General features: G+C 59.4%; 26 protein-coding genes. 16 read left to right on the forward strand and 10 right to left on the reverse strand.

Annotation, left to right across the window (positions count from 1 at the left end; genetic code table 11):
* Positions 1-10 precede the first annotated feature (10 nt).
* From PK28_RS20675 to PK28_RS01655, 3 genes are all read left to right on the forward strand, one after another.
* Positions 11-208: a hypothetical protein gene (locus PK28_RS20675; protein WP_044510734.1), complete on the forward strand. Its 198-nt coding sequence runs from the start codon at positions 11-13 to the stop codon at positions 206-208.
* Positions 209-328: 120 nt separating this feature from the next.
* A complete protein-coding gene (locus PK28_RS01650) occupies positions 329-670 on the forward strand; it encodes a hypothetical protein (protein ID WP_044510736.1) in 342 nt (113 codons plus the stop codon).
* Positions 671-756: 86 nt separating this feature from the next.
* Positions 757-2,052 (forward strand): erythromycin esterase family protein, encoded by a 1,296-nt coding sequence (locus PK28_RS01655; RefSeq protein ID WP_044510739.1) that lies wholly within the window; start codon positions 757-759, stop codon positions 2,050-2,052.
* Positions 2,053-2,183: 131 nt separating this feature from the next.
* On the opposite strand, the gene PK28_RS01660 is transcribed toward PK28_RS01655, so the two are convergent.
* The 4 genes from PK28_RS01660 to radA form a co-directional block, all read right to left on the reverse strand.
* Complete coding sequence (locus PK28_RS01660) at positions 2,184-3,095, reverse strand: mechanosensitive ion channel family protein (protein ID WP_044510742.1); 912 nt, start codon at positions 3,093-3,095, stop codon at positions 2,184-2,186.
* Positions 3,096-3,159: 64 nt separating this feature from the next.
* Complete coding sequence (locus PK28_RS01665; protein WP_044510746.1) at positions 3,160-4,179, reverse strand: SPASM domain-containing protein; 1,020 nt, start codon at positions 4,177-4,179, stop codon at positions 3,160-3,162.
* A gap of 207 nt (positions 4,180-4,386) precedes the next feature.
* Positions 4,387-5,838: a TlpA family protein disulfide reductase gene (locus PK28_RS01670; RefSeq protein ID WP_082016904.1), complete on the reverse strand. Its 1,452-nt coding sequence runs from the start codon at positions 5,836-5,838 to the stop codon at positions 4,387-4,389.
* A gap of 211 nt (positions 5,839-6,049) precedes the next feature.
* A complete protein-coding gene (radA, locus tag PK28_RS01675; protein ID WP_044510752.1) occupies positions 6,050-7,435 on the reverse strand; it encodes a DNA repair protein RadA in 1,386 nt (461 codons plus the stop codon).
* 258 nt (positions 7,436-7,693) lie between these two features.
* Between radA and PK28_RS01680 the strand changes: the two genes are divergently transcribed.
* From PK28_RS01680 to PK28_RS18760, 4 genes are all read left to right on the forward strand, one after another.
* Positions 7,694-8,482 carry a metallophosphoesterase family protein gene (locus PK28_RS01680; RefSeq protein ID WP_231576196.1) on the forward strand — a complete coding sequence of 263 codons (789 nt, stop codon included), beginning with the start codon at positions 7,694-7,696 and terminating at the stop codon, positions 8,480-8,482.
* Positions 8,482-9,108 carry a hypothetical protein gene (locus PK28_RS01685; RefSeq protein WP_156126193.1) on the forward strand — a complete coding sequence of 209 codons (627 nt, stop codon included), beginning with the start codon at positions 8,482-8,484 and terminating at the stop codon, positions 9,106-9,108. Before PK28_RS01680 ends, PK28_RS01685 begins: the two co-directional genes overlap by 1 nt.
* Positions 9,109-9,272: 164 nt before the next feature.
* Complete coding sequence (locus PK28_RS01690; RefSeq protein WP_231576197.1) at positions 9,273-10,037, forward strand: metallophosphoesterase family protein; 765 nt, start codon at positions 9,273-9,275, stop codon at positions 10,035-10,037.
* A complete protein-coding gene (locus PK28_RS18760) occupies positions 10,021-10,617 on the forward strand; it encodes a hypothetical protein (protein ID WP_048825430.1) in 597 nt (198 codons plus the stop codon). Before PK28_RS01690 ends, PK28_RS18760 begins: the two co-directional genes overlap by 17 nt.
* Here the strand turns inward: PK28_RS18760 and PK28_RS01700 are convergent.
* The 5 genes from PK28_RS01700 to PK28_RS01720 form a co-directional block, all read right to left on the reverse strand.
* Positions 10,607-11,995 carry a lysophospholipid acyltransferase family protein gene (locus tag PK28_RS01700; protein WP_197070452.1) on the reverse strand — a complete coding sequence of 463 codons (1,389 nt, stop codon included), beginning with the start codon at positions 11,993-11,995 and terminating at the stop codon, positions 10,607-10,609. The two genes, PK28_RS18760 and PK28_RS01700, sit on opposite strands and share 11 nt — an antisense overlap.
* Before the next feature lie 256 nt (positions 11,996-12,251).
* Positions 12,252-13,325 (reverse strand): chorismate mutase, encoded by a 1,074-nt coding sequence (locus PK28_RS01705; RefSeq protein WP_044510761.1) that lies wholly within the window; start codon positions 13,323-13,325, stop codon positions 12,252-12,254.
* 206 nt (positions 13,326-13,531) lie between these two features.
* A complete protein-coding gene (locus tag PK28_RS01710) occupies positions 13,532-14,377 on the reverse strand; it encodes a prephenate dehydrogenase (protein WP_044510762.1) in 846 nt (281 codons plus the stop codon).
* The gene (locus PK28_RS01715) at positions 14,374-15,567 is read right to left on the reverse strand and encodes a pyridoxal phosphate-dependent aminotransferase (protein ID WP_044510765.1); all 1,194 of its coding nucleotides are present in this window, start codon (positions 15,565-15,567) and stop codon (positions 14,374-14,376) included. The genes PK28_RS01710 and PK28_RS01715 overlap by 4 nt, the downstream gene beginning before the upstream one ends.
* Positions 15,568-15,713: 146 nt before the next feature.
* Positions 15,714-16,547, reverse strand: coding sequence for a prephenate dehydratase (locus PK28_RS01720; RefSeq protein WP_044510768.1), 834 nt, complete (start codon positions 16,545-16,547; stop codon positions 15,714-15,716).
* A gap of 463 nt (positions 16,548-17,010) precedes the next feature.
* Here PK28_RS01720 and PK28_RS01725 point away from each other — a divergent pair, with 463 nt between their 5' ends.
* The 4 genes from PK28_RS01725 (at position 17,011) to PK28_RS01740 (ending at position 21,402) form a co-directional block, all read left to right on the forward strand.
* Positions 17,011-17,985, forward strand: a complete 975-nt coding sequence (locus PK28_RS01725) for a hypothetical protein (protein ID WP_044510771.1) — start codon at positions 17,011-17,013, stop codon at positions 17,983-17,985.
* Between the two features lie 225 nt (positions 17,986-18,210).
* Positions 18,211-18,981 (forward strand): porin family protein, encoded by a 771-nt coding sequence (locus tag PK28_RS01730; RefSeq protein ID WP_048825434.1) that lies wholly within the window; start codon positions 18,211-18,213, stop codon positions 18,979-18,981.
* Between the two features lie 434 nt (positions 18,982-19,415).
* Entirely contained in the window at positions 19,416-20,045 is a 630-nt protein-coding gene (locus PK28_RS01735) for an RNA polymerase sigma factor (RefSeq protein WP_044510782.1), read from the forward strand.
* Positions 20,032-21,402, forward strand: coding sequence for a carboxypeptidase regulatory-like domain-containing protein (locus tag PK28_RS01740; protein WP_082016905.1), 1,371 nt, complete (start codon positions 20,032-20,034; stop codon positions 21,400-21,402). Before PK28_RS01735 ends, PK28_RS01740 begins: the two co-directional genes overlap by 14 nt.
* A gap of 11 nt (positions 21,403-21,413) precedes the next feature.
* Here the strand turns inward: PK28_RS01740 and PK28_RS19660 are convergent, their stop codons facing one another.
* The gene (locus PK28_RS19660; RefSeq protein WP_082017182.1) at positions 21,414-21,782 is read right to left on the reverse strand and encodes a dodecin family protein; all 369 of its coding nucleotides are present in this window, start codon (positions 21,780-21,782) and stop codon (positions 21,414-21,416) included.
* Positions 21,783-22,028: 246 nt separating this feature from the next.
* Between PK28_RS19660 and fumC the strand changes: the two genes are divergently transcribed.
* From fumC to PK28_RS01770, 5 genes are all read left to right on the forward strand, one after another.
* Entirely contained in the window at positions 22,029-23,435 is a 1,407-nt protein-coding gene (fumC, locus tag PK28_RS01750) for a class II fumarate hydratase (protein WP_044510788.1), read from the forward strand.
* A 149-nt stretch (positions 23,436-23,584) separates the two neighbouring features.
* On the forward strand, positions 23,585-24,181 hold the full coding sequence (locus PK28_RS01755) for a GNAT family N-acetyltransferase (RefSeq protein WP_044516044.1): 597 nt from the start codon (positions 23,585-23,587) through the stop codon (positions 24,179-24,181).
* Positions 24,174-24,569, forward strand: a complete 396-nt coding sequence (locus PK28_RS01760; RefSeq protein WP_231576198.1) for a diacylglycerol kinase family protein — start codon at positions 24,174-24,176, stop codon at positions 24,567-24,569. Before PK28_RS01755 ends, PK28_RS01760 begins: the two co-directional genes overlap by 8 nt.
* A gap of 114 nt (positions 24,570-24,683) precedes the next feature.
* Complete coding sequence (locus tag PK28_RS20820) at positions 24,684-25,154, forward strand: DUF6970 domain-containing protein (protein ID WP_231576199.1); 471 nt, start codon at positions 24,684-24,686, stop codon at positions 25,152-25,154.
* 103 nt (positions 25,155-25,257) lie between these two features.
* Positions 25,258-25,755 (forward strand): DinB family protein, encoded by a 498-nt coding sequence (locus tag PK28_RS01770; protein WP_044510793.1) that lies wholly within the window; start codon positions 25,258-25,260, stop codon positions 25,753-25,755.
* The last annotated feature ends 28 nt before the right edge of the window (positions 25,756-25,783 follow it).

Raw genomic sequence — 25,783 nt, forward strand, 5'->3', positions numbered from 1 at the left:
TGTGACCATCATGTGGATCCAATACCTCATCATTGCGCTCCTCTTTGCCGGAGCGGCCTTCTATGTAGGCCGCATCTTCTGGCGCGCTTTCTTCGATAAAACCGCCCACGGCTGCGCCAAAGGCTGCGGTGGCGCCTGCTCTGTTATTGATGTAGACCGCCTGCAGAAAACCATTGAGGCCGCGGCCAGTCGCCAGACTGCCAAGTAGGCGGTTTCGCTTCTCTGATATTAAAACAACCTGTCCCCGCATTGGCTACGTATAGCCGATGCGGGGATTTTCTTTTCCCCTTTCGCAATTGCTCTCCCTCCTTACCAAACGCCCTTCCCCATGCAAGACAAAGAAGAAGAACGGTCCCTTATTAATGTAGAAAACCGCCTCAATAAAGAAGGCTTCACGGCTGACTTCCGCGTAACCGATGGTCGTCTGCACACTATCAGCGAAGAATCGGCCAAGAGCTACGCGCCCGATGAGGTAACCATTGTGGATTTCTACCGCTTTGAGGGCGAAAGCAACCCCGATGATATGTCTATCCTGTACGCGCTGGAAACCGCCGATGGCGTGCGCGGCACCATTTCCTCGGCCTACGGCACCTACGGCGACTCCGACGCGCTGGAATTCCTCAAGCAGGTGGAAGACCTGGGCAAAAACCTGGATAAGAGCCACAAATAAGCTCCCCGTCTAACCCAACGCCTGACCGAGTGCGCTGCAACGCTGTTGCAGCGCACTCGCTGTTTCCGCCCCTACCAACCTCAACCATGAAAACGCTCTTTCCCACCCATCCGCTGCATGCTGCCCCTGATCTGGAGCCGCTGCTGGAGAATATTGGCGATGCCCGTCTGGTGCTGCTGGGAGAGGCCTCCCACGGCACGCACGAGTATTATACTTGGCGCACAGCCCTGAGCAAGCGCCTCATCAAGGAAAAGGGCTTTCAGTTTATTGCGGTGGAAGGCGACTGGCCCGACTGTTTTAAGGTGAATGCGGCCATTAAGCAGGACCAGGTAACCTACGGCTCAGCCTCCCGCCTGCTGCAGACCTTCAACCGCTGGCCCACCTGGATGTGGGGCAACTGGGAAATTTCAGCGCTGGTGGATTGGCTGCACCAACGCAACCAAAAACAGCCGCCGGAGCAGCGCATCGGCTTTTATGGCCTGGATGTGTACAGCCTTTGGGACTCTTTGCAGGAGATTATGCGCTACGTGGAAAAGCAGGGAGATGGTGCCGTAGAGGCCGCCCACCGGGCTTTTCGGTGCTTTGAGCCCTTCGGCAACGACCCACAGGAATATGCCGAGTCGGTGGCTTACGTGCGGCAGGACTGCGAGGATGAGGTAACGGAAATGCTGCAGGCGCTGCGCCGGCAGATTGCCGCTCAGGCACCGGATGGCCTGCTGGCCCGGGAGCAGAAATTCAATGCCGAGCAGAATGCGCTGGTGGCCGTAAATGCCGAGCGCTATTACCGCGCCATGCTGCAGGGCGGTTCGGCTTCCTGGAACGTGCGTGACGAGCACATGATGGAAACCCTCACCCGCCTGCTTGATTTGCACGGCCCGGACAGCAAAGCCATTATCTGGGAGCACAACACCCACATCGGTGATGCGCGCTACACCGATATGCCCCGCGACGGCTCCGTGAACGTAGGCCAGCTGGCCCGCGAGAAATACGGCCGCGACAAGGTATTCGCCGTGGGCTTCGGCTCCTACCAAGGCTCCGTGGTGGCGGGCAAGAAGTGGGGCGCTACCCCGGAAAAAATGCCCGTACCGGAAGCCCCGGCAGGCTCCTGGGAAAACATCCTGCACCAACAGCTGCACGGCGAAAACGCCTTGTTGTTATCGAAGGAGCTAAGCCCGCTGCCCATCCTGCAGCAGCCCATTGGCCACCGGGCTATTGGGGTGGTATACCGGCCGCAGTTTGAGCGGTTCGGCAACTACGTGCCCTCTATTCTGCCGGAGCGCTACGACGCGTTTCTGTTTCTGGATAAAACCAAAGCCCTGCACCCGCTACCCATTCACGCCGACGAGCACATGCCCCCGGATATGTATCCCTGGGTATACTGAACAAGTAGCGCGAAGCTCCGGCTTCGCGCACGAGCAACGCGAGTAGCAGGCGCATGCTGATGCATTGCCTACGCGTAGGAACTCGCCTTGCTCGTGCGCGAAGCCGGAGCTTCGCGCTACTTGTCTTTGGTTTACTGCGGGGCGGTTTTCTTTTCCTTGGAGGAGGCCGCCAGCCGGCTTAGCACGCTTTCCGGCACATCCAGCGTCCGGATGGGAAATGGAATCACAATACCTTCGGCATCAAAAGCACGCTTAATGCGCATAATGGCTTCGCTTTTGGCGCCCACGTAATCCAGCTGCTTCTGATAAGGCACCCAAAACCGCACCTGAAAATTGATGGAACTGTCGCTGAATTCGGTGAACATCACCTCCGGCTGACGGTTAGGCGCCATGTTGGGCAGGTTCTCCAGGGCCGCCAGCACCACGGCGCGCACCTGGTCCAGGTTGGAATCATACGCTACTCCACAATCCAGATCTACCCGGCGCTGGGTATTGATGGTGAAGTTGATCAGGGGATTCTCAAACACTTTGCGGTTAGGCACGCGCACCAGCTCGCCGGTTACCTGACGCAGGTCGGTAGTGCGCAGGCTTACCCGCTCTACCAGACCGGTGTAGTCATTGGTTTTAATGATGTCGCCGACGGTGAAGGGCCGCTGCAACACTAGGATAATACCGCTGATGAAGTTGGCCGCAATGTCCTGAAACGCAAAGCCCAGCGCCAGCCCTATTATCCCGACGCCAGCCAGCAGCGAAGTCACCGTCTTCTGCAGGTTCAGGACTTCCAGCACGAAAAAAAGCCCCATCAGCAGCACCACCACATAGGTCATGGTGGCCACCAGGTCGCGCAGGGCTACGCTCGGCGAAACCCGGTGGAACATATTGGTTACCACACGCCTGGCAAATCGTGCCACATATAAAGCGGCCACGAAGAGGATAGCTGCAATCAGCAGATTCGGCAGCATCACAATAAAATCCTGCCCCCAGCTGATAAGCTTGTGGCTAAGCATTTCGAAAGCGTTGTTTATTTCTCCTAATTGAAACATAAAGCGGTACTGGTTGAAGTAAGCCGGGCACCACCCGGCTGCTTAGCTATGTAGCATGCTCGCCTCAGCCCCACACGCGGGTGCCCTCCGTGCAGTTGCGACACATCTCAATCTGGTCGCGGCCCTTTAGTAATGAGGCACGGAACTGCTGGTATTTGGGACCGTGCCACAGCCCGCGGAAGGTTTGCTGTTGCAGGTCGCCGAGGCGGTATTCGGCATCTTTATCAAAGCAGCAGGGCACCACCAGGCCGTCCCAGGTAATGACGCAGCTGTGCCACATTTTCCAGCAGTGGTTCAGCAGCTTGTTCTTGATGCTCCAGGTGCCGTTGTTGTTTTCGTAGCGGGAATAGTAGTCGATGGTGGGAATGAGCGGGGAGCCTTGGGCGTAGTCGTAGATCTGGGCGGTTTTAAACCACACGTCATCCACGCCCAGGTCCCGGGCCAGGGCTTTGGCATCTTCCAGCTGGTGTTCGTTGGGACGCACCACCAGAAACTGGAACACCACCCGCGGCGTGCTCGATTTCAGCTCTTTGCGCCACTTAATAATGTTCTTCGTGCCTTCCAGCACCTTATCCAGCTTGCCGCCCACACGGTACTGCTGGTACACTTCCTGGGTAGTGCCATCCAGGGAGATAATCAGCCGATCCAGACCGGACTCTACGGTGCGGCGGGCGTTCTGGTCGTTGAGGTAGTGGGCGTTGGTGCTGGTGGCAGTGTAAATGCCTTTATCGGCGGCGTACTTCACCAACTCCAGGAAGTGCGGGTGCAGGTAAGGCTCGCCCTGGAAATAGAAAATCAGGTACCAGAGCCGGGAGGCCACTTCATCAATGGTGCGTTTGAAGAGGTCATCGGGCAGCATGCCGGTGGGGCGCGTGAAGGAGCGCAGCCCGCTGGGGCACTCCGGGCAGCGCAGGTTGCAGCTGGTAGTAGGCTCGAAGGAAAGCGCCAGCGGCAGGCCCCAGTGCCGCGCCTTGCCCGTGAGCTTGCTCAGGGCATAGCCGCCCACCACCTGTGCCGTGTTCAGGGCGCGGCGCGGGGTAAGCTTTGAGAGGAAATTCAGGCCATCAAGAACGGTGGAGCGCATAAGTGCATAAAGGTCGGGAATGCAGCGCAAAGCCGGCCACTCCAATTTCAGCCCTTATAACCCCAAACCAAAGTGAAAGTTGTTACGGAGGTAGTTTCAGCGGGGCCAGCACCGCTATCAGATCAGGCAGCCGGCGTCGGGGCTGGCAAATAAAAAGCGCCTCCCGACAATGCTGGAAGGCGCTTTGAGCGGGCTCAACGGAGACGGCTACTTCTTAAGCTCGGCGGCGCTGGTATACAGGGCCGCTTTGCCGAAGGAGTCTTTGATTTCCTCAACGGCCGCGTGGCTGCTGAGGCGCTTGGGCTTGGTATTGAGGAAGGTACCGTCCTCGGCCAGCAGCATGTAGCTGGGCACATTATCTAAAGCGTAGGCGCGGGCCAGAGCCGAGCGCAGGCCACCAGAGGCGCGCACGTGCACGCCCGGCAGCTTCTTGCTAACCACCAGCTGGCGCCAGGCGGGCTCGTTCTCATCAAAGGCAATGTTGAGGAACACTATATTTTTGCCTTCGAACTTCTTGGCCAGATCCTGGGCGTAGGGAAGGTCGCGCAGGCAAAGGCCGCTGGTGGTTTTCCAGAAGTTGATGTACACCAGCTTGCCGGCGAAGCTGCGCAGCGACACGGAGTCGCCTTTAGCCGTAACCAGCTTAAAATCAGGCGCCTGTGCGCCAATGGAAAAAGACTTGTGCGCGTCGAAGTCGGCCTGCAGGGCGGGCAGATACTTGCCGGACTCCGGCTGGGCGCGGAAGTCGCTGAGCATGGCCTGCGAGAGTTTGATGTGGCCAAAGCGGAACGACTCCTGCATGATGCGGCCCAGCACCAGAGGCCGCACGCTGCCACTGAGTTTTTCCTTGGCCACCTCGTAGCACACCTGGTAGAAATCGGGGTCGGAGCGCTGGTGGTTCTGGCTCTGCGCCTGGTAGTGCACGTAGTTCAGCAGAAACTCCTGGTACATTTCATTCTGAATGGCAGAAGCATTATTTACCAGGTCTTTATCCTTCAGGAAATCGTAATAGGTAGGCGACATTTTCAGACGCCCTTCGGTGGCCACCACCTGCTCGCGCAGGTCCTGGAAAGTCAGCCGGTCGTTGGCGTAGGTGTAGGCAATTTCGGCCTTCACGTAGTTGATGAATGCCTGCGAAAGGCCCTCTTCGTTTTCAGCCAGGAATTTATCTTCCGCCTTCCGCCGATAATCCAGAAAGCTCAGAAAGCCCGGCTCGTAAAGCAGAATGTTTTCCGGCAGCACCTGAAAACCATCATTTTCCACAAACTTGTCATCCATCTCCGAGAGGAAGGTGTTAGCCTCGGCGCCCTTGCCCTTAAAGCGGATGGAGCCCGCCATATCGGAGCCCTTAAACTTGATTTCCAGCGCATTGCCCGGCTCCACAAACAGGGCCGTCACATCGTCGCCGTACACCAGGTCGGCGCGGGTGGGGCCGTCCACTTTCAGGGCCAGCCGGAACTCGCCTTTGCTGTCTACGCGGGCGTAGGTCAGCTGCTCATTGGCCTGCAAGGGATTATCGCGCACGGAAACGGCGACAGAATCACTATCCTGGTTACTGATTTTACCGGTGAGTAAGACGGTGCCCTGGGCCCAGCCAGACAGCGGCGCCAGAAGCGCCGCCAGCAAACAGCCAGCAGCTATGCGGAAGGAAAATGTCATTAGAACGTATATCGAGGTAGTACGGCGCTTACAACAAGAGGCTTAAACTGAACTTCACTGCGAATCTGCCCGGGGCCTGATGCCTCATTCTCTGATTTTTCGCGGGAAAAGCCAATTTAGATACCGAAGATAAGGCATTTGGATTGAGAAAGTCCAATCCGGCAGGTTACTTTTTTCCTAACCGGCTGCCTACGCGGCTGTTTACACGTTTTTAGCCGAACAAACCACTCAGCACCTCATCCAGGCGGCCTACCGGATGCACCCGGATGCCAAAACGCCCCAGATCAAGCCCCCGGGCATTAAACTGCGAAATGTACATTTCGCCAAAGCCCAGCTTTTCGGCTTCCGAGAGGCGCTGATCCAGCCGGCTTACGGCGCGTATCTCACCACTCAGGCCTACCTCAGCCGCCAGGCAGGTTTCGCCGGACAGCGGAATATCATTCAGCGAGGAAACCACGGCCGCGCACACGGCCAGATCCAGGGCGGGGTCATCGAGGCGCAGGCCGCCGGCAATGTTCAGGAACACGTCGTGCTGACCCAGGCGCAGGCCGCTGCGCTTTTCCAGCACAGCCAGCAGCATCTGCAGGCGTTTGGCATCAAAGCCGGTGCTGCTGCGCTGGGGCGTGCCGTAGGTGGCAGGCGTTACCAAGGCCTGCACTTCTACTAGCAGCGGACGGTTGCCTTCCAGCGTGGCTCCAATGGCCATGCCACTCAGCGTTTCGGTGCGCTGGCTCAGCAGGATTTCCGAAGGGTTGCTGACCTGCCGCAGACCGGAGCCCTGCATCTCATAAATACCCAGCTCCGAGGTAGACCCAAAGCGGTTTTTGATGGTGCGCAGAATGCGGTATGAGAGGTGCCGGTCGCCCTCAAACTGCAGCACGGTATCTACCATGTGCTCCAGAATTTTGGGGCCGGCAATGGAGCCGTCTTTGGTGATGTGGCCGATGAGCAGCACGGGCACGCCGGTTTCCTTGGCGTACTTCAGCAGCTCCTGGGTGCACTCGCGCACCTGGCTTACGGAGCCCGCCCCCGACTCTACCAACCCCGAGTGCAGGGTTTGAATGGAGTCGATAACCACGATGTTGGGCTGCAGCTGGTCTATCTGCTTGAAGATATTCTGGGTATTGGTCTCGGTGAGGATGTAGCAGCCCGGGTGCTGCTCGCCAATGAGGCGCTCGGCGCGCATTTTAATCTGCTGCTCACTTTCCTCGCCCGATACATACAGCACCTTCAGCTGGCGCAGCTGCATGGCAATCTGCAGCATAAGCGTGCTTTTGCCAATGCCCGGCTCGCCGCCAATCAGCACCAGGGAACCGGGCACCAGGCCCCCGCCCAGCACGCGGTTCAGCTCGCCATCGTGGGTGATGATGCGGGGCTCTTCTTCATAATGTATCTCACTGACGGGGCGCGGCTTAGATACTTTGGTGGTACTGGCAGCGGCCGGCGTTTTCCAGGAGCCGGCGGCCTGGGTGTCTTCTTTCTGCACTACTTCCTCCACGTAGGTATTCCACTCGCCGCAGGAGGGGCAGCGGCCAATCCACTTTACGGATTGCGCCCCGCAGTTCTGGCAGAAATAAAGGGTCTTCAGTTTGGCCATTCGGGAAAGCTCAAGGGGAAATAAGAAGAATGCGCGGCGGCGCAAAAAAGTTTGACAAGAAACACCTTTTACCGGCAGTACGGCAAGCCGCCCAGGAAGGCCTTCTCCGCAATTTACCAGGCCACCAAACTACCCATGCCGGCAGTTGTTCGTATAAGTCCGGGGCTGGATTTCAGCCGGGGCGGGTAGCGCTTGTGTTTTGGCTTTGGAGGCGCAATTATGACATCTTTCTTCTCTTCTTTTTCTCTTCGATTTCTTTTGGGTACCCTGCTCCTATCCCTGGCCGGCTGCGAGTGGGTGGAGTTCAGCCCCAACGACCACCGGGCCCCGGCGGCGGAAAGCCACCTCACGCGCCAAAACCTGGCGCGCCTGGCGCAGCAAACTCTGCCCCCCGGCGATACGCTGCGGTTTGTATTCACCGGCGACTCGCAGCGGTTTTATGAGCAGGCCGATGATTTTGTGCAGAGCGTAAACCAGCAGCCGGGCATTTCCTTTGTGGTGGTGGCCGGGGATATTTCCGATTTCGGCCTGAACCGGGAAATGCGCTGGGTGAACGAAAAGCTGAGCCAGCTGCGCGTGCCCTACCTCACCGTCATCGGCAACCACGACCAGGTAGCCAACGGCCGCGCCGCCTACCAGGAAATATTCGGCCCCCTGAACTACACGTTTACCTACGCCGGCACCCGCTTTATTATGACGGATACCAACGGGCGCGAGTACAACTTCAACGGCCGCATTCCGGACGTGCCCTGGGTGGCGCAGCAGCTGGCTGATACCGTGGGCGTGCAGCGCCAGGTGGTGATGTCGCACGTGCCCCCGGAAGACCCCGACTTCGACCCGGCCCTGCGCCCGGCCTACACCGCCGCACTGCGCAATGCCCCCCGGCTGGTATTTGAGCTGAACGGCCACCGCCACGATTTCCACTTTGGCCAGCCCTTTGATGATGGCGTGACCTATATCAACTCCTTTGCCTTTGAGAAACGCCAGTATGTAGTGCTCACGGTGTGGGGGCAGAAGCAGTTTCGCCTCAAAACCATTGCTTTCTGATGCGGACGCTACTGTTGTTTCTGCTGCTGACCGCGCCGCTAAGCTCTATGGCTACCCCGGCCCTGCGGCCTGATTCGGCGGCGCCCGCTTCGGTGATGCCTACGGCCAAACACTGGTACCACCCGCGCCATTTGCTGCTACAAACCGGGGGCGGCATTGGCATGGTGGCCGTGGGCGCGGGTTATAGCTACTGGCACCAGCGCCTGAGCACAGACGTATTGGTGGGGTACGTCCCGAAACGGCACGCCGGCACGGAGCTGACCATTGTAACGCTGAAAGCATCTTACTCGCCGGTGCGCCTGCCGCTGGCCGCCGCCTGGCAGCTGACGCCCCTCACGGTGGGCGCCTATGGCAGCTACACCCACGGCCTGCAAAACCCCGGCGAGCCGAACCAGTACCCCGACGACTACTACTGGTTTTCGCGCACGCTGCGCTACGGCCCCTTGCTGGGCAGCAGCCTTGCCTACACGGCCTGGCCCACCTCGCCTGACCATAGCCGCTCCCTGGCTTTCTATTATGAAGTAGGCACGAATGATTTATACCTGCACAGCTACCTCACCAACCGCCATAGCCTGCGCCCAACCCAGCTCCTGACGCTGGCTATCGGCCTGAAAATGAATTTATAACGAGCCGGATAACCTGGTAATCCTGAAGTGGTTTCAGGAACCCGCCCGGCTTTTTATTCCGCCCCACAGCATTCTGAGCTACCGATATGTGCAGTGGCAGTCAACATGTAAGAAGATGGGGCGGAGCACTGGTGGCCGGCAGCTGGCTGGTGGGGTGCAGCCTGATGGAGTCCAGTCCCAACCAGGCCTACGCCCCGGCCGACAAGCGGCACCTGACCAGCCGCAACCTGGCTAGATTAACCGCGCAGCCCCCTACCTACCACGGCGACACCGTACGCTTTGTGTTGGTAGGCGACACGCAGCGGTTTTATGATGAAACGGCCGACTTCGTGGCCAGCGTAAACCAGCAGCCGCGCCTCGATTTTGTGGCTATTGCCGGAGATATTTCTGATTTCGGGCTGGGCCGCGAAATGCACTGGGTGCACCGCCGCCTGCAAAAGCTGCGCGTGCCTTACCTCACCGTCATCGGCAACCATGATGAGCTGGCCAACGGCCGCGCCGCCTACCAGGAGCACTTTGGCCCCCTGAACTACTCCTTTGTGTACCAGAGCACGCGCTTTATCTGCCTGGATACCAATGGCCGCGAGTACGGCTTTAATGGCCGCGTGCCCGACCTGGCCTGGCTGGAACAGCAGCTGGCCGACACCGCCGGCATTGTCCGCACCGTCATCATCAGCCACGTGCCGCCCAACGATAATGACTTCGACCCCAAACTGGTGCAGCCTTATACCCAGCTGCTGCGCCGCTACCCCAAAGTAACCCTGCACCTGGCCGCGCACATTCACCGTTTCACGGCCGGGCAGCCCTTTCACGATGGGCTTACCTACCTCACGGCTTATAACCTGAAGAAGCGGCGCTACCATGTTCTAACGCTGTGGGGGCAGCGCTACTTCCGCTTAGAAACCGTCAGCTATGCCAAGGTGCGCTAAAGTCGGGGCCCTGGCGGCCGCTCTGTTTCCCCTGCTGGCCCAGGCCCAGGAGCCTATGCCCGGCGCAGGTCCGTTTTTTCTGACGGTGCAGGTAGGCGGTGGCATGGGCACAGTGGCGGTAGGCGGTGGCTACCGCCTGGCCCGGCAGCGGCTGGAGCCCGAGGTATTGGTGGGCTTTGTGCCGCGGCGGCTGGCCGGGGGGCGTGCCTTGGGCATTATAACCCTCAAAACCACTTATATCCCTTTCTCTCCCAGGCTAGGGCAGCACCTACGGGTAAGTCCGCTGGCGGTGGGTGGCATGGTGAGCTACACGCTGGGCCGGCGCTTTTTCCTCACCAGCCAGGCTACCGGCCGCTACCCCACCAAAGGATATTACTGGTGGTCTTCGGCGGTGCGGATGGGGGCCTTTTTGGGGCCGCGCCTTACGTATGTGGCCCCGGCAGCGCAGGGCTTCCGGCGCACCACTGCCTATGCAGAGCTCGGCACCAACGACTTGTATCTGGTGAGTATGCTTTCCAATAAAACCTTAAGCCCGCTGGAAATCCTGACACTGGGACTGGGTACCAAAATCAGCCGGTAGCTGCTTCGCCTCTCTGACTGGTTTTGGCGGCCAGATACGCTACCCGGGCGTCGTTTAGCAGCTGCAGAACAACCGTGCGCTGCTGCAGAAGTGCCTCCATAGCAGGCCGCTGCCGCCGGAAAAGCCGCGTGGTGCGCAGGCGCCGTAAGCGGGCTTCCAGGTTACCCCAGTAGCTAAGGGCATAAAAACCGGCCGGCGCCAGGCTCAGGGCGTAGAGAGTGGTCCAACGCCAGTCCTGCGTGAAATGGTGCACCAGCGCCGTTTGGGCCACATAACCCAGGCTGAAGGTAAGCATGCCCGTAACCAGCATAATGGGGGCAATAAACTCAACGTCCTTGGTGGCGCGGCGGGCCACGAGGGAGGGAATAATGTAGGGCACATAGTTATTGATGACACCGTACAGATAGAGCGGCAGCCCCAGAATAAGGCGGAAGGCTGTGCTGACCGCGCGGGAAAAGCGGGTGCCTTGTTTCTGCTGCCCGGCTTCCAGGGCTTCATCGGTGAGCCGGAGCTTTTGCAACTGGGCCAGATACGTCGTCAGCTGCTGACGTACTTCCGTGAGGTGAGCAGGTGCGTGCTGCTCGAAATACAGAATGGCCTGCTGCAGCGTGCGGCTCAGCTGGAAGTTGTCGTAGAGCGTGGTGGGGTCGTCCTCGGGGTTGAGATGGTCGCCGAAGGTGCGCTCTACCTGCCGGGCCAGCGCGTCCTCAGCGGCGTCGCGAGAAATGACGAGGCGCACTTCCATGCGGCGGCGGATTTCCTCCGTCAGCAAATCAGCTGCCGCCGCGGGGTCCTGCTGATAGGCGGCAGCATAATCGGCTACCCGGATAGGCGGGCCCACGTTGATAAAGACATCGGAGCGGAAGCGGGTCGGATCGAAATAATTAATGCCCAGCGGCAGCACGTGCAGCCCCAGTTGAAAGTTATAGCGGGCTTCCGTGCCCAAGGCAATGCGGGCCGCGCCGGTTTTCAGCGGCCGCAGCTTACGCTCTGACACGCTGGTGCCTTCCGGAAAAATCATCACCGTGCCGCCCTGGCCCAGATAATCAAAGCAGCGGCCAAAGGAGGCTTCGTTGCGGGCCGCTACTTCCTCCGGGCTGGCGCCGCCTTCCCCGGTTTCGGCATCCTGCCGGCGGTAGATGGGAATGGAGTTGCCGGACTCCATAATGCGGCGCAGAATGGGGTTTTGGAAAAAGGTGCTCTTGGCCAGAAAGGCAATAGGCTCCCGGCGGTTTACGGCCACCACCAAGGGGTCCATCAGCGTATTGGGGTGGTTACCGGTAATCAGCAGCGGCCCCGGCATTTGCAGCCGCTGTGGATTACGGACTTCAAGCTTACGAAAAAACACGCGCAGTGCTACCTGCACCAGCGGTTTCATAACGGTATAAAAGAGCATAGGCCCAAGTACGGCAAATCCCCATCACCGACAAGCAAGGGATGAAAATGGAGGCTCCCTACTCCTGCAACTCTCTTCTTTCAACTCCTTCAAAAACAGCTGTCATCCTGAGCCAAGCGAAGGACCTTATCAAGTAAGAACGAGTCGTTGTTTCGACAAATGTTCTAACGTGATAAGGTCCTTCGCTTGGCTCAGGATGACAGAAGAGGTGGGACTGATTTAGGATAAGAGAAGCTCTTTACTCCCGGTTCATGATGGCATTTTGGCGGTTGATGGACTCCAGGTGCACGGCGGCGAAATACTGCTCTACAAACTCCGGGGTGAGACCCACGGATGTGCCCTGGCGCTGAGCACGCTCCAGCACTTCGTTCCAGCGGGTGGTCTGCAGAATGGTAATGTCGTTTTCCTTCTTGTACTCGCCTATTTTTTCGGCCACGCCCATGCGGCGGCCCAGCAGCTGAATAATTTCAGCATCAAGCTGGTTGATTTGCTCGCGCAGGCTGGCCAGGGCCGTCAGGAACTCGCGCTGGTTGGTGGTTTCGTGGCGCCACACCAGGTCCTGAATCAGGTCTTTTAGCACCTCTGGGGTGATTTGCTGCTTAGCGTCGCTCCAAGCCGCGTCGGGGTTCTGGTGGCTTTCAATCATGTTGCCATCGAAGCCCAGGTTGAGGGCCTGCTGCGCCACGGCGAAGAGCGTATCGCGGCGGCCGCAGATGTGGCTGGGGTCGCAGAGCAGCGGCATTTCGGGGTGGCGGCGCTTCATTTCGATGGGCAGGTGCCACATGGGCGCGTTGCGGTAGTCGGTGTTGCCATAGCTGCTGAAGCCGCGGTGAATGAGGCCCACTTTTTCCAGCCCGGCCTTTTGCAGGCGCTCCACGGCACCCACCCACAGCTCCAGCTCCGGGTGAATGGGGTTTTTGACCAGCACCGGTACCTGCACGCCGCGCAGCACATTGGCAATTTCCTGCACCGAAAACGGGTTGCCGGTAGTGCGCGCGCCTACCCACAAAATATCTACCCCAAAGGCCAGGCAGTCTTCTACGTGCTTAGCGGTGGCCACCTCCACGGCAATAGGCAGGCCGGTCAGCTCACTGGCTTTCTTAAGCCAGGGCAGTCCCTTGGTACCCACGCCCTCGAAGCCGCCGGGCTTGGTGCGGGGTTTCCAGATGCCGGCGCGCAGAGCCTGCACCTTACCGGTGGCGGCCAGGCGCTGGCAGGTATCCAGCACCTGCTCTTCCGTTTCGGCGGAGCAGGGTCCGGAAATCAGGTAAGGCTTATCGTCTGGCTGGCGGTTGAAAAGGGCAGATTGCATGATGTATGGCTGGTTTTTGAGTTTTTGCGAGAGTACTGTTGATGCGTTTAGGGCCAGTTCCCCTCCTCAGAGGAGGAGGGGCTAGGGGTGGTTGAAATGCCAGAACATTTTTTATAGCTAGTGCTACAAAGTCGTTCTAACGACAGTCAACCACCCCGCCCTTCGGGCACCCCTCCTCATCTGAGGAGGGGAGTTGACGTTCTGACTTACTTCAGAATTTTCTTGATGAGGTTGGCTTGCTGGATCTGCTGGTACACGGCAGCGTAGTCTTCTTGGGCAATGAGCTGGCGCAGGTGCTGCAGCTGGTGAATGTGCTCATCGAGTACATCGAGCACGTTCACGCGGTTCTGGCGGAAGATGGGCACCCACATATCGGGTGAGCTTTTGGCCAGGCGCACGGTGGAGGCGAAGCCCCCGCTGGCCAGGGCAAAAATCTGCTGCTCTTCTTTTTCCTTTTCTAATACGGTGAGGGCCAGTGCGAAAGACGTGATATGGGAAATGTGCGACACGTACGCCGTATGCAAATCATGAGCGGCCGCATCGAGGTACTCAATGTTCATCTGCAGCTGCTCGAAGAGGCTTTGCACCTGCGCCACGGCATCAGCATCACTCTGTTCGGCGTCGCAGATAACCAGGGTTTTGTCGGTGAACAGCTCCGGCACGGCGGCTTCCGGGCCGGAGTATTCGGTGCCGGCCATGGGGTGCACGGCCACAAAACGGCCGCGCTTGGGATGCCCGGCCACGGCGGCCAACAGCATGGATTTGGTAGAGCCCACATCGATAACCACCTGGTTTTCCACCGCATCCAAAACCTGGGGCAGCACCGTGAGCATGGCATCCATGGGCACGGCCACCACCACCAGGTCGGCGCGGCGTACGGCGCTGATCAGGTCCGGGGTGCCTTCGTTAATCATCCGTAGCTGCTGGGCCTGCTGTAGGTTTTCAGGGCTGTGGTCTACCCCAATAATGTGGCTGGCTAATCCTTTCTGCCGGAGGCTGATGGCCAGGGAGCCACCAATAAGCCCGACACCGATGATAGTTACAGTTTTCATGAGGCTGAAGTAGTAAAAGAGGGTTGAACTCGGGCCGCCCGAATGCGCCCTAGAGCGGCCTGCAGCACCGCCGTGGGCTGGCACAAACTCACCCGAATAAAGCCGTTGCCATTGGTACCAAAAATGCCGCCGGGCGTGAGGAACACCCGCGCCGCGGGCAACAGCTCGTCGCTCAGCGCGAAGCCATCGGCATAGCCGGCCGGAATGGCCGCCCACACAAACAAGCCCACCTGCTGGCGGGTAAAGCTGCAGCCGATGGTTTCCAGCAGCTCAAACACCAGCTCCCGGCGGGCGGCATAATGGGCGTTCAGCTCCACGTACCAGCTTTCATCCAGCTGCAGGGCTTCGATGGCCGCCAGCTGCACCGGCAGAAACATACCCGAATCGAGGTTGCTCTTGAAGCGCAGTACTTCCTGCAGCAAATCGGCGCGGCCCAGGAGCATGCCCACACGCCAGCCCGCCATGTTGTGCGACTTGCTCAGGGAGTTTAGCTCCAGCACCACTTCCCGCGCCCCCGGCACGGCCAGCAAACTCTGCGGCGGCTCCTGGTTCATAATGAAACTGTAGGGGTTGTCGTGCACCAGCAGAATATTGTGGGCCGTGGCAAATGCCACCAGACGGGCAAAAAAGGCAGCATCGGGTGGAGTGCCGGTGGGCATATGCGGGTAGTTCACCCACATCAGCTTCACGCGGCTTAGGTCCTGTTGGGCCAGCGCCTCCAGGTCGGGCAGCCAATGGTTGGCGGCGGTTAGGTCGTAGTCCACGGGGGTGGCGCCGCTGAGCTGGGCGGCGGCGCGGTAGGCCGGGTAGCCGGGGTTGGGAATCAGCACTTCGTCGCCGGCTTCCAGAAACGTCATGCTGATGTGGATGATACCTTCCTTGGAGCCCAGCAGCGGCAGCACTTCCGCCTCCGGGTTCAGCGCCACGCCATAAAACCGCTGGTACCAGTCGGCCATGGCCTGGCGCAGGGCCGGCACGCCTTTGTAGTTCTGGTAGGCGTGCGTGTTGGGCAGCTGGGCCGCGGTATTCAGGGCTGCAATAACGCGGGGATGCGGCGGCATATCCGGGCTGCCAATCCCCAGGTTAATAACCGGCGCGCCGGCTTTGTTCAGCCCCTCAATTTCGCGCAGCTTCTGAGAGAAGTAGTATTCCTGCGTGTGGTGAAGGCGGCTGGCTACGGAAACTTGCATGGGGCTGGGGTTTCTGGGGTTAGCTGTTTTTACTGTCATGCTGAGCTTGTCGAAGCATCTCTACCGCTTCGTTGAACGGCATTGATTGCCAATGCGGTAGAGATACTTCGACAAGCTCAGCATGACCTTTTATAATGTTGATCGGTCTACTTGTGGGTAGCGCCTTTGTGATATACGCCCAGCACCTCCAGCCCTTCCGTCACGGGTTTTATTTCCCGGAGCGCGGCTTGCAGCTGGGCGGGGTCGTCAAACTCCAGGTCGGCGTGGAAGTAGTAGTGCCAGGTTTTGGCCGGAATGGGGAAGGACTGGAGCTTGGAGAGGTTGATGCCCTGCCCGGCAATGCGCACCAGCACCTGGGCCAGGCTGCCCTGGGCGTGGGTGGTGTGAAAGTAAATCGAGGCCTTATTGGGCTGCGCCACCGGCACTGCGTTTTCAGGCCGCGCCACCGCCAGAAAGCGGGTGTAGTTTTTCTTTTCGGAGTGAATATCCTTTTCCAGAATTTCCAGCCCAAACAGCTCGGCGGCCAACTTGCCGGCCACGGCGGCCGTGCCCGAGCGCAGCCCTTCCCGGATGCGCTGGGCACTGAGGGCGGTGTCCTCGGTTTCTACCAGTCGCCAGGGGCCGTGCTGGTTCAGGAAGTCGGCGCACTGCAGCAGGGCCATGGGGTGAGAGTGCACTTCCTGAATATCGGCCAGCTGCTGGCCGGGCAAAGCCATCAGGTGCTGCCGGATCTGCAGGTACACCTCGCCGGTTACGCGCAGGTTGGCTTGGCGCAGCAGGTTATAGTTGGGCAGAATGCTGCCGGCAATAGAGTTTTCGATGGCCATCAGGCCATAGGACACCATGCCGCTGGCTACCTGGCGCACCACTTCTCCAAACGTAACGCACGGCGCCGTCAGGGCCGCAGGACCGAAGTAGTGCCGGGCAGCTATCTGGTGGAAGCTTCCTTCGAAACCCTGAATGGCAATAGTAGGGGGCATGGGTAATCAGCGAAAACGGAAATAAAAAAGGGCCGCCGCGGTTGCGGGGCCCTGGGTAGTTGCTGGTATTCTGGTTGGTTAGAACATGCAAAAGGGGCCCCGCTGCTTCCGGTAATAGAAGTAGTAGCGAAAGAAGAAGCGGAAAGGAGCCGTAGCGGAACGCATGAAATCAGAAGGGACGTAAAAAAAGCCTCCGGGTAGGGAGGCTTGCATGAGTTTGTGGGATAATGCTACAAACAGGGGCCTCGCTGCTACGGCTTTCCGTAGTAGAAATAGTAGCTAAAATAAAAGCGGGCCGCGGGCGTGTGCATCGTCTGCAAGTAGGGGTTGTTGACCAAAGCTAGCCAGGGATTTTGAAAATACAAGGTTTTAGGAGCCGTTTTCGACGGCCTTCGGCCGGCGGCCGGCCCGATTTATGCCCTGAATGCGGCCGGGGCAGTATCTTGCCTCGCTATTCTCTTGCATGATGCGTTTTGGAGTGCTGTTTTTGTTGAGCTGGCTGCTGCCAGTGGCTGGCGCATGGGCGCAGGGCGAGTCTATTGTGGTGCAACGGGCCAATGAGCTCATCGCGCAGCGCAAGTACGAGTCGGCGTTTGTGCTGCTGCAAAACTTCGACCCCGAGCACAAGCGGCCGGCCGTGGCGCTGAAGGCGGCGGAGCTGGCGCTGCAATACCATAGTCGGCACCTGAACTACCGCCGCTTTGCCTTCCGCAACCTCTCGCTCACCCAGCCGCTGGACTCCATCCGGGTGCTGGCCCGCACCGATACGCTGGCGTATTTCTTTCCCGTGCGCACCATTCTGGAAGCCTTATATCAGAAATACCCCGACAACTACCGGCTGGATAAAGGTCTGGCCGACTACTATTTTGAGGTGCAGCAGTGCGGCTGCGCCGAGCCCGGCCGCACCGAAGACAACCTGTTCCCATTGATGGTGCAGCATTACGAAGCGGCCCACAAGCACGGCTACGGCGACTACCTTTCCTACTATGCCCTGGGCTATGCCTATATGCGGCTGGGCAAGTTTAAAGCCAGCTCGGCGGCCTTTGAGCACACCATTGCCCTGCGCAAAAACTACGCCCTGGCCCATTTTAACCTGGCCTACGACTACATAGAGCTGCATCAGTTGCCCAAAGCCCGCCACGAAGCCCAGCTGGCCGTGGCTCAGTTCACCGAGCCCCAGTTTAAGTCAGATGCGCAGTACATGCTCGAGAACCTGGAGCGGCGCATTGCCAAGCTAAAGGCGGAGGCCGCGGCCGCCAAAGCTGGGGCCGCTAAAAAGAAAAGCACGCCCAAAGTCACCGCCGCCCGCAAGCCCAAAAAGCCCACCAAGGGAGTACCCAAAATAGCGCCTATGCCGCGCCCGGCTGCCCTGCCGGACAGCTTGCCCGTGGCCCCCGCTCCCACCGATACGCTGCGCTCCGCCGCCCGCCCGGAATAAGGAGCGGGGTGCTTCCTGAAAGCGTTAGCACCTGCTTCCTATGGTTTACCCAGCACCAATTCCGGTTATAATATTCTGATTATCAATTAGGAGCTGTATCACTATCCGGTAGCGCAAATATCTGGCACGGTTTTGTAATAGTACGGTTCAGAAGCCGGACGGCCCGTAGCGCGCACTGTGGTTACCGGTCCTTATTCTTACTCCGCACTCCTGACTTTTACTGCCATGATTTTGAAGCGACTTTTCGGCCGCCTGGCCGCGGCTACCCTTTTGTTTTCGGCCTTCGGCAACCTGGCGCAGGCCCAGGTGCAAACCCACCGCGTACCCGCTTACACCGGCCGCACGCCCACCCGCACTACTTATTCCACTTCTTCGGCCGCTACTACTAAAGGCGTACAGCTGGGCATCAGAGCCGGCGTGAACGTAGCCGATTGGTCCGGGGATGCGGTGAACAGCGTGATGGACCTGGCCGATTTTACGGAAGGTGCCGTTACCAAGGAAATGAAGCCGGGCTTCCACGCCGGCCTGTACGCCACGCTGCCCCTGGGCGAGCATTTCGCCATTGAGCCCGGCGCGCTGTACTCAGAGAAAGGCATGAAGCTTTCCGCCAAGATTCCCTTCGAGCAGTTTGACTTCCTGAATACCCGCGTAACGGCCACGGCGCGCATGGCCTACCTGGATGTACCCGTGCTTTTAAAAGCGTACCTCACCCCCGGCTTCTACCTCTATGCCGGCCCCCAGGCCTCTTTCCTGCTGAGCAATAAAGTGCGGCTGCAGGCCGGCGCTCTGGGCTTCTCCGCTTATCAGCATGATTTTGACGTGAAAGACCAGTTTCGTCCCGTCGATTTTGGCGTGGTAGGTGGCCTGGGCTACCAGTCGGATATGGGCCTGGGCATCAGTGCCGGCTACGACTACGGCCTGTCTTCGTTGGATAAGAACAACCGCTTCGATGCGCAGAACCGCGTCATTAAAGCCTCACTTAACTACTCTTTCTAAGCTCCACTGAGCTCTTTCTATAGATAATTTAAGAATGCAAAAAGCCCCGCTGTGCAATCAGCGGGGCTTTTGCGTTTTTATGGCCCTGAAGGAGGCCCCCGCAATTGGAATTAGAAAGCAAAGCGGCACCCGGGGCAGACCAGGCCTTTCCGGGGCAGTAGCTCCCGCCGTCTGCAAACGGCGGGCTGCCCTTTACTGGGCTGGTGAGTACCGGACCCAGCCTGCCCCTATGCTTTCACCGCGGAGAGTCTGTGTAGTTGCTTTCTTCTGATGCCGTTCGGCCTCAGATTCCACACGGCGCCGTTGGTTTTTCGGCAAGCGTACCAGGGTAAGCTGAGCCCTGCAAGCCTGCGCTCTGCAGATAAACCGCAGACCCCGTATCTTATGGCAACGAAACCGTAGCTTTCCCGCTTACCTGTTGGGTTCTGCATCTTATGTGGTTCAAACGTCGCCCTACGCTGCCGGCCGCCCTCCCCGATGAGGAGCTGCTGCTGCGCTACCGCCAGCACGGCGACGTAGCCGACCTGGGCGTGCTCTATGAGCGCTACCTGACGGAGGTGTTTGCTACCTGTCGGCGCTATTTGCAGGAGGAAGAAGATGCCAAGGATGCCGTGATGCAGCTCTTCGAAAAGCTAGTGGATACTCTGCGCCAGCACGAAGTCAGCAACTTCCCGGCCTGGCTGCGCACCACCGCCCGCAACCACTGCCTGATGGTGCTGCGGGCCCGCAAACGCGCCGGCCCCGACAACGGCGGCAGCCTGGTGTTGCACTTTTCGGATGCCGCCGATATGGAATCGGTCGTGGCCCGGCATCAGTCAGACGATGACCCGGAAGAAGCCCTGTTTACCGAAGAGCGCCTCCAAGCCCTGGAGCAGGCCCTGGCCGAGCTTCCGCCGGGCCAGCAACAGTGCCTGCGGCTGTTTTACCTCGAAGACAAATGCTACCGCGACATCTCCACTGAAACAGGATACGACCTGAACGCAGTAAAAAGCCATATCCAGAACGGGAAGCGCAACCTGCGCCGCCACTTAGAATCACCGTCTTCCTTCAATGCACCCTCATAGCTCCGCCTCCTCCGCCACTCCCGCAGCTAACCGGCATTTGCCCGTGGAGCTGCTACGGCGTTACGTAGCCGGAGACCTTCCCTCTGCTGATCAGCATGCCATAGAAGCCCATACCCTGGTGTGTCCGCCCTGCGCGGATATCCTGGAGGGCCTCGCCCAGACCGATGCTGTCACCACGGACCAGGCCCTGGCCGAGCTACACCAGCGCTTACAGGTGCGGGTAGGCACCGGGGTAGCCCGTCGGCCGATGGGTGGGGCGTGGCTGCAGGCGGCCGCGGCCATTCTACTACTGGTTATAGCGGGCACTTTCTTCTGGACGCGGCCGCACCGGCAGCCAGCCACTTCTTCCCCGGCTAAGCAGGCTATTGTTACGCGCGCACCATCGGCTACCTCGCCGCCGGAGGCGGCGGCCCCTACGGCCACGCCGGCGCCAACTTTGGCGGAAGAAAAAGTAGTAGCTATAGTGCAGCCAGTTAGCAGGCCGGCAGCCCAGAAAAAAGAACAAGCCCGCCGTACGCGCTACGTGGCCACAATGCGCAGCAAATGGCGCAACGTACCACCCGCCCCGGGCCCAGGTGCCCGTAAGGCGCCTGTAACTGCTGCCCAACCAGCCCCGGACAGTGGGAATTATACCGCCCAGGCTGCGCCAATAGCCGCTCCGGATTCCGCCTCAACTACTACCACTACCGCCAGTAAAAATCAGGCAGTTACCGCACCCGAATCTAGAAAGACCGCCACCCTGCCTGCCCGCCGCATCAGCGGCCGCCTCACCGATGGGCCTACCGGCAAAGCGCTGGCCGGCGTAGCGGTACATGCCACCGGCACCACGGTGCAGAGCAAAACGAATGAAGAAGGCCGCTTTGAGCTGCTGGTTCCGGCCGGCGTGGAAAGCCTCACGTTTATGGCCGCCGGCTACCGGGACAACGAGCGTATCCTGGGCCCGGACTCCACGCTGGCCCTGACCATGACGCCTTTAACCGGCGCGGGACCGAGAACTGTGGTGCCCGAAGGCCGGGGGCGGGACGCAAAAATGCCCACTATCCCGGATATGGCTCCCACCCCGGCCGGTGGTCTGGCCGCCTTTAATCAATATGTGGAGCGGGAAGTTCACTACCCGGAAAAAGACCCGCCAGCCGGCACCTACAGCGCAAAAGTGGCCGTAAAGCTGCGCTTTATCGTGGCGGCCGATGGCTCCTTGCAGGATATCAAAGTAATTGAGCCCCTCAGCGAGGAGTATGATGCAGAAGCCATTCGCCTGTTGAAAGAAGGCCCGGCCTGGTACCCGGCCGTGGTAAATGGAAAACGCATTGCACATAAGGCCCAGGTAAGCGTGATATTCCGCTTCGACAACCGCTAACCTACCAGGCGCTAGCCGCTATAGCCACCCCCGCTTTCGGGGGCGGTAGCGCTGCCGCCGGGCTTCACGTCCAGGGGCTCATCGGGGTGGGTTTTGATTTCCACGCCGCTATAATCGGGAATGCCGGAACTGCCAACGGCTTCCGTGGCCCCGACGGCGTGGTTGGGCACCCATTTGTGCATCACCTCAAAGCTGATTTTGGCGGTGATTCGGTACTCCACGATTTTATTGTCGCGCACCCGGCAGCTTTGGTCTTTTATGTAGATGGATTTAATGCCTTGTACCGTGGTGCTGGCCTCGGTGAGGGCCCGTTGCAGGGCATCTTCAAAGCTTTTTTCTGAGCTGGCCAGTACTTCAATCACTTTTTTGATAGTGCTCATAGCGCGTAAAAAGGGAGAGATGAAGGGATAGTAGCACGTAACAGGGGCTTGGGTGTACGTAGCCAGCGGCAGCATGGATGGTATTTAGGTGAGCCGCAGAGTTTTCGGGGCAGCACGCTTTGGGCTCCCGGCCGTTGTGTACTTTTGCCGCGCCGCCCGCCCGGCCCATGCCGTATACCGCGGTGCCGCCGGCTGGCCGGTTTACCTGTTCTCTGTCATCTTATTTCCTTCTCACCCCATAGCGTTATGACCCAGTTCCGCCAGGAGAAAGACACCATGGGCACCGTGCAGGTGCCCCAGGACGCCTACTACGGCGCCCAGACCCAGCGCTCCATCGACAACTTCCAGATTGCCCAGGACATCAACCGGATGCCCAAGGAAATCATCCGCGCGTTTGCTTACCTGAAGAAAGCCGCCGCCCTCACCAACCGCGACGCCGGCATTCTAACAGCTGAAAAAGCCGAGCTGATTGGCCGCGTGGCCGATGAGATTCTGGAAGGTAAGCTGGACAAGGAGTTTCCGCTGGTAGTGTGGCAAACCGGCTCGGGCACGCAGAGCAATATGAATGTGAACGAGGTAATTGCTTACCGCGGCCACGTGCTCAACGGCGGGCAGCTCTCGGATGAAAAGAAGTTTTTGGCCCCCAACGACGACGTTAACAAGAGCCAGAGCTCCAACGACACCTTCCCCACGGCCATGCACATTGCGGCCTACAAGATTCTGGTGGAGGTTACCATTCCCGGCATTGAGAAGCTGCGCGATACGCTGCGGGCCAAGAGCGAGCAGTTTATGCACATCGTAAAAATCGGCCGCACGCACCTGATGGATGCTACGCCGCTTACGGTGGGTCAGGAGTTCAGCGGCTACGTGTCGCAGCTCGACCATGGCCTGCGCGCCATCAAAAACACGCTGGCGCACCTTTCCGAGCTGGCCCTGGGCGGCACCGCCGTGGGTACGGGCATCAACACGCCTCCCGGCTACTCCGAAAACGTGGCCAAACACATTGCCGACCTCACCGGCCTGCCCTTCATCACCGCCGAAAACAAGTTTGAAGCCCTGGCCGCTCACGATGCCATTGTGGAGGCCCACGGCGCCCTGAAAACGGTAGCTGCCAGCATGATGAAAATAGCCAACGACATCCGCCTACTGGCCTCAGGCCCGCGCGCCGGCATCGGCGAGCTGCACATCCCCGACAACGAGCCCGGCTCCAGCATTATGCCCGGCAAGGTGAACCCCACCCAGTGCGAGGCCATGACCATGGTAGCCGCGCAGGTAATGGGCAACGACGTAGCCATCAACATTGGCGGCATGAGCGGCCACTTCGAGCTGAACGTGTTCAAGCCCGTGATGATTTACAACTTCCTGCACTCGGCCCGCCTCATCGGCGACGTGTGCGTGAGCTTTAATGATAAGTGCGCCACCGGCATCGAGCCCCTGGAAGCCAACATCAAAAAGCACGTGGATTCGTCGCTGATGCTGGTAACGGCCCTGAACCCGCACATTGGCTACTATAAAGCCGCCGAAATTGCGCAAACGGCCCACAAAAACGGCTCTACCCTGAAAGAAACGGCCCTTCAACTGGGCTACCTCACGGAGGAGCAGTTTAATGAGTGGCTGAAGCCCGAGGACATGGTAGGCGAGATTAAGAAGTAGAAGAAAAGTAGCGCGAAGCTCCGGCTTCGCGCACGAGTAACGCGAGTTCCTACGTATGCGCAAAAGTCCGCAGACGCTTGTTACTCGCGATGCTCGTGCGCGAAGCCGGAGCTTCGCGCTACTTTTGTTTTCCCAACCCCACGCCCCTCATGGATTTCACGCGCTGTATTACCCTTGAAAACGACCGGGTTCGGCTCCGGCCGTTGGAGCTCACCGATTTTGAGGATTTAAAAGCTGTCATCTTCGACCCCGAAATCTGGCGCTTCACCGTGGACCCCAACCCCGGCGACGCCGTAGGGCTGGCTGCCTACCTCACCAAGGCCATACGCGAGCGGAAAAAGGGCCTGCGCTACCCGTTTGCCATTGTGGATAAGCAAAGCGGCCGGGTGGTGGGCAGCACCAGCTACGGTAACATTGCCCTAGCCGACCATCGCCTGGAAATTGGCTGGACGTGGCTGGGCGCTGAATACCAGCGCACCGGCCTGAACCGCGCCGCCAAGCATCTGCTGCTGAAATATGCTTTTGGCGAATTGGGCTGTGAGCGGGTAGAGCTTAAAACTGACGCCCTGAACTGGAAATCCCGCGAGGCCATGCGCCGCATGGGCGCCACCGAGGAGGGCATTTTGCGCAGCCATATGGTAACGCAGGGCGGCCGGCGCCGCGACTCGGTGTACTTCAGCATCCTGAAACCGGAGTGGGACACGCTCCGGATGACCGTTTTTCAGGAATTCGATGCCCGTGGCTAGCCAACCGCAACGCTTCCGGGTATTGCGGCAGCGCGCTGCCAGCTTTGGCCATGCCTTCCGGGGCGTGCGCCTGGCACTGGCCTCCGAGCTGCACCTGCGCTTTCATGCCGTGGCTACGGTGGCGGTAGTAGCCTTAGGGTTTTACTGCCGCCTGGAGCGGTGGGAGTGGGCGCTGGTGGCGCTGGCCGTGGGCGCCGTCTGGAGCGCCGAATTACTGAATACGGCTGTAGAAGCTATTGTCGACCTGGTTTCGCCGCAGCACCACCCGTTGGCGGGCCGCGCCAAGGATGTAGCGGCCGGTGCGGTGCTGGTGGTAGCCCTGGCGGCACTGGTAGTGGGTCTGCTGATTTTTGGACCCCGCCTCTGGCAGTTGTGGGCCCGGCCTTAGTTCCCGGCCACTGTAGAACCACGCCGATGCTGGCGGCGTAAGCAGGAGACCGGGCACGTCCGGCCTTGTATTTGCATTCTGCCTGTTACTTTCGCGCCCCTATTCCTGTCTGCTATGCGTTTGCTCTTCTCTTTTGCTCCTCTGCTTGCGGCCACGCTGCTCAGCTCCACTGCCTGCCAGCGCCAGGTGGCCGTAACTACGCCCACCGATGATACTGCCGGCCCGGTTAGCGGCCCTTCCACCCCGGCTCCGGTAGCTAATCCTACTACCGAGGCTACTCCCGAACCTGCTATGGTCAGCTTTGATACTACGGCCCGGCCCGCCTGGCTGCAAAAGAAAATCAGCGCCCTGCAGGCGGAAAAACCCCAGAACCCGCGCGCCCGCATTCTGAGCTACACCCTGGATGGGAAAACGGTGTACTACCAAAGCGCCCCCTGCTGCGACCAGTTCACCACCCTGTACGACGCCAAAGGCAAGGTAATCTGCCAGCCAGACGGCGGCATTACGGGCCGCGGCGACGGCAAATGCCCCGATTTCGAAAAGAACCGAACCAATGAGAAGCTGGTTTGGGAAGATGCCCGCTAAAGCGGCCCTCCGCTAACTAATGCTTCAGGGCAGCAGCCGGCCTGGTTGCCGGCTGGCTCTTGCGCGCTTTCTTCTTTCTCCGCCTTTGCAACCACTTACTTTCATGCATAACACCATTGAAAAACTGGCGGCCTACAACGTGTGGGCCAACAACACGCTCTTGCGTCGGTTAGACGAGATTGAAGCCGCCGGGCAGGAAGTGCCGGCCGCGTGTCTGCGCCTGTTCAGCCACGTGCTCAACGCCCAGGCCATCTGGATTGGCCGCCTGACCGCTACTAAAAGCCCCGTGAAGGTTTGGCAGGAGCACACTCTGGCCCAATGTCACCAGTTGCACGAGCAAACCTCAGAGCGGCTGCTGCAAATGATTCACGCGGCGGATGAAACCGAGCTGAACCGCCTGATTTCCTACACCAACTCGGCGGGGGAGTCCTACGTGAGTCAGGTGGCGGATATCTTTACCCACGTGCCGGTGCACGCCAACTACCACCGCGCCCAGGTAGCCCTGCGCCTGCGCGAAAATGGCCTGGAGCCCATCAATACCGACTTTATTACCTATTGCCGGGAGCTGACGGCGGCGGGCAAGCTAACGGTTAGCCTGTAGCATCACCTTTAAGCCACAAAAAAGCCCC

It is taken from the genome of Hymenobacter sp. DG25B (assembly GCF_000801315.1).
Lineage (GTDB): Bacteria > Bacteroidota > Bacteroidia > Cytophagales > Hymenobacteraceae > Hymenobacter.

Coding starts and splice junctions, on each gene's coding strand:
- PK28_RS20675 (WP_044510734.1), top strand. CDS start 11: ATGTGGATCCAATACCTCATCATTGCGCTCCTCTTTGCCGGAGCGGCC.
- PK28_RS01650 (WP_044510736.1), top strand. CDS start 329: ATGCAAGACAAAGAAGAAGAACGGTCCCTTATTAATGTAGAAAACCGC.
- PK28_RS01655 (WP_044510739.1), top strand. CDS start 757: ATGAAAACGCTCTTTCCCACCCATCCGCTGCATGCTGCCCCTGATCTG.
- PK28_RS01660 (WP_044510742.1), bottom strand. CDS start 3,095: ATGTTTCAATTAGGAGAAATAAACAACGCTTTCGAAATGCTTAGCCAC.
- PK28_RS01665 (WP_044510746.1), bottom strand. CDS start 4,179: ATGCGCTCCACCGTTCTTGATGGCCTGAATTTCCTCTCAAAGCTTACC.
- PK28_RS01670 (WP_082016904.1), bottom strand. CDS start 5,838: ATGACATTTTCCTTCCGCATAGCTGCTGGCTGTTTGCTGGCGGCGCTT.
- radA (WP_044510752.1), bottom strand. CDS start 7,435: ATGGCCAAACTGAAGACCCTTTATTTCTGCCAGAACTGCGGGGCGCAA.
- PK28_RS01685 (WP_156126193.1), top strand. CDS start 8,482: ATGCGGACGCTACTGTTGTTTCTGCTGCTGACCGCGCCGCTAAGCTCT.
- PK28_RS01690 (WP_231576197.1), top strand. CDS start 9,273: ATGGAGTCCAGTCCCAACCAGGCCTACGCCCCGGCCGACAAGCGGCAC.
- PK28_RS18760 (WP_048825430.1), top strand. CDS start 10,021: ATGCCAAGGTGCGCTAAAGTCGGGGCCCTGGCGGCCGCTCTGTTTCCC.
- PK28_RS01700 (WP_197070452.1), bottom strand. CDS start 11,995: ATGAAACCGCTGGTGCAGGTAGCACTGCGCGTGTTTTTTCGTAAGCTT.
- PK28_RS01705 (WP_044510761.1), bottom strand. CDS start 13,325: ATGCAATCTGCCCTTTTCAACCGCCAGCCAGACGATAAGCCTTACCTG.
- PK28_RS01710 (WP_044510762.1), bottom strand. CDS start 14,377: ATGAAAACTGTAACTATCATCGGTGTCGGGCTTATTGGTGGCTCCCTG.
- PK28_RS01715 (WP_044510765.1), bottom strand. CDS start 15,567: ATGCAAGTTTCCGTAGCCAGCCGCCTTCACCACACGCAGGAATACTAC.
- PK28_RS01720 (WP_044510768.1), bottom strand. CDS start 16,547: ATGCCCCCTACTATTGCCATTCAGGGTTTCGAAGGAAGCTTCCACCAG.
- PK28_RS01725 (WP_044510771.1), top strand. CDS start 17,011: ATGATGCGTTTTGGAGTGCTGTTTTTGTTGAGCTGGCTGCTGCCAGTG.
- PK28_RS01730 (WP_048825434.1), top strand. CDS start 18,211: ATGATTTTGAAGCGACTTTTCGGCCGCCTGGCCGCGGCTACCCTTTTG.
- PK28_RS01735 (WP_044510782.1), top strand. CDS start 19,416: ATGTGGTTCAAACGTCGCCCTACGCTGCCGGCCGCCCTCCCCGATGAG.
- PK28_RS01740 (WP_082016905.1), top strand. CDS start 20,032: ATGCACCCTCATAGCTCCGCCTCCTCCGCCACTCCCGCAGCTAACCGG.
- PK28_RS19660 (WP_082017182.1), bottom strand. CDS start 21,782: ATGAGCACTATCAAAAAAGTGATTGAAGTACTGGCCAGCTCAGAAAAA.
- fumC (WP_044510788.1), top strand. CDS start 22,029: ATGACCCAGTTCCGCCAGGAGAAAGACACCATGGGCACCGTGCAGGTG.
- PK28_RS01755 (WP_044516044.1), top strand. CDS start 23,585: ATGGATTTCACGCGCTGTATTACCCTTGAAAACGACCGGGTTCGGCTC.
- PK28_RS20820 (WP_231576199.1), top strand. CDS start 24,684: ATGCGTTTGCTCTTCTCTTTTGCTCCTCTGCTTGCGGCCACGCTGCTC.
- PK28_RS01770 (WP_044510793.1), top strand. CDS start 25,258: ATGCATAACACCATTGAAAAACTGGCGGCCTACAACGTGTGGGCCAAC.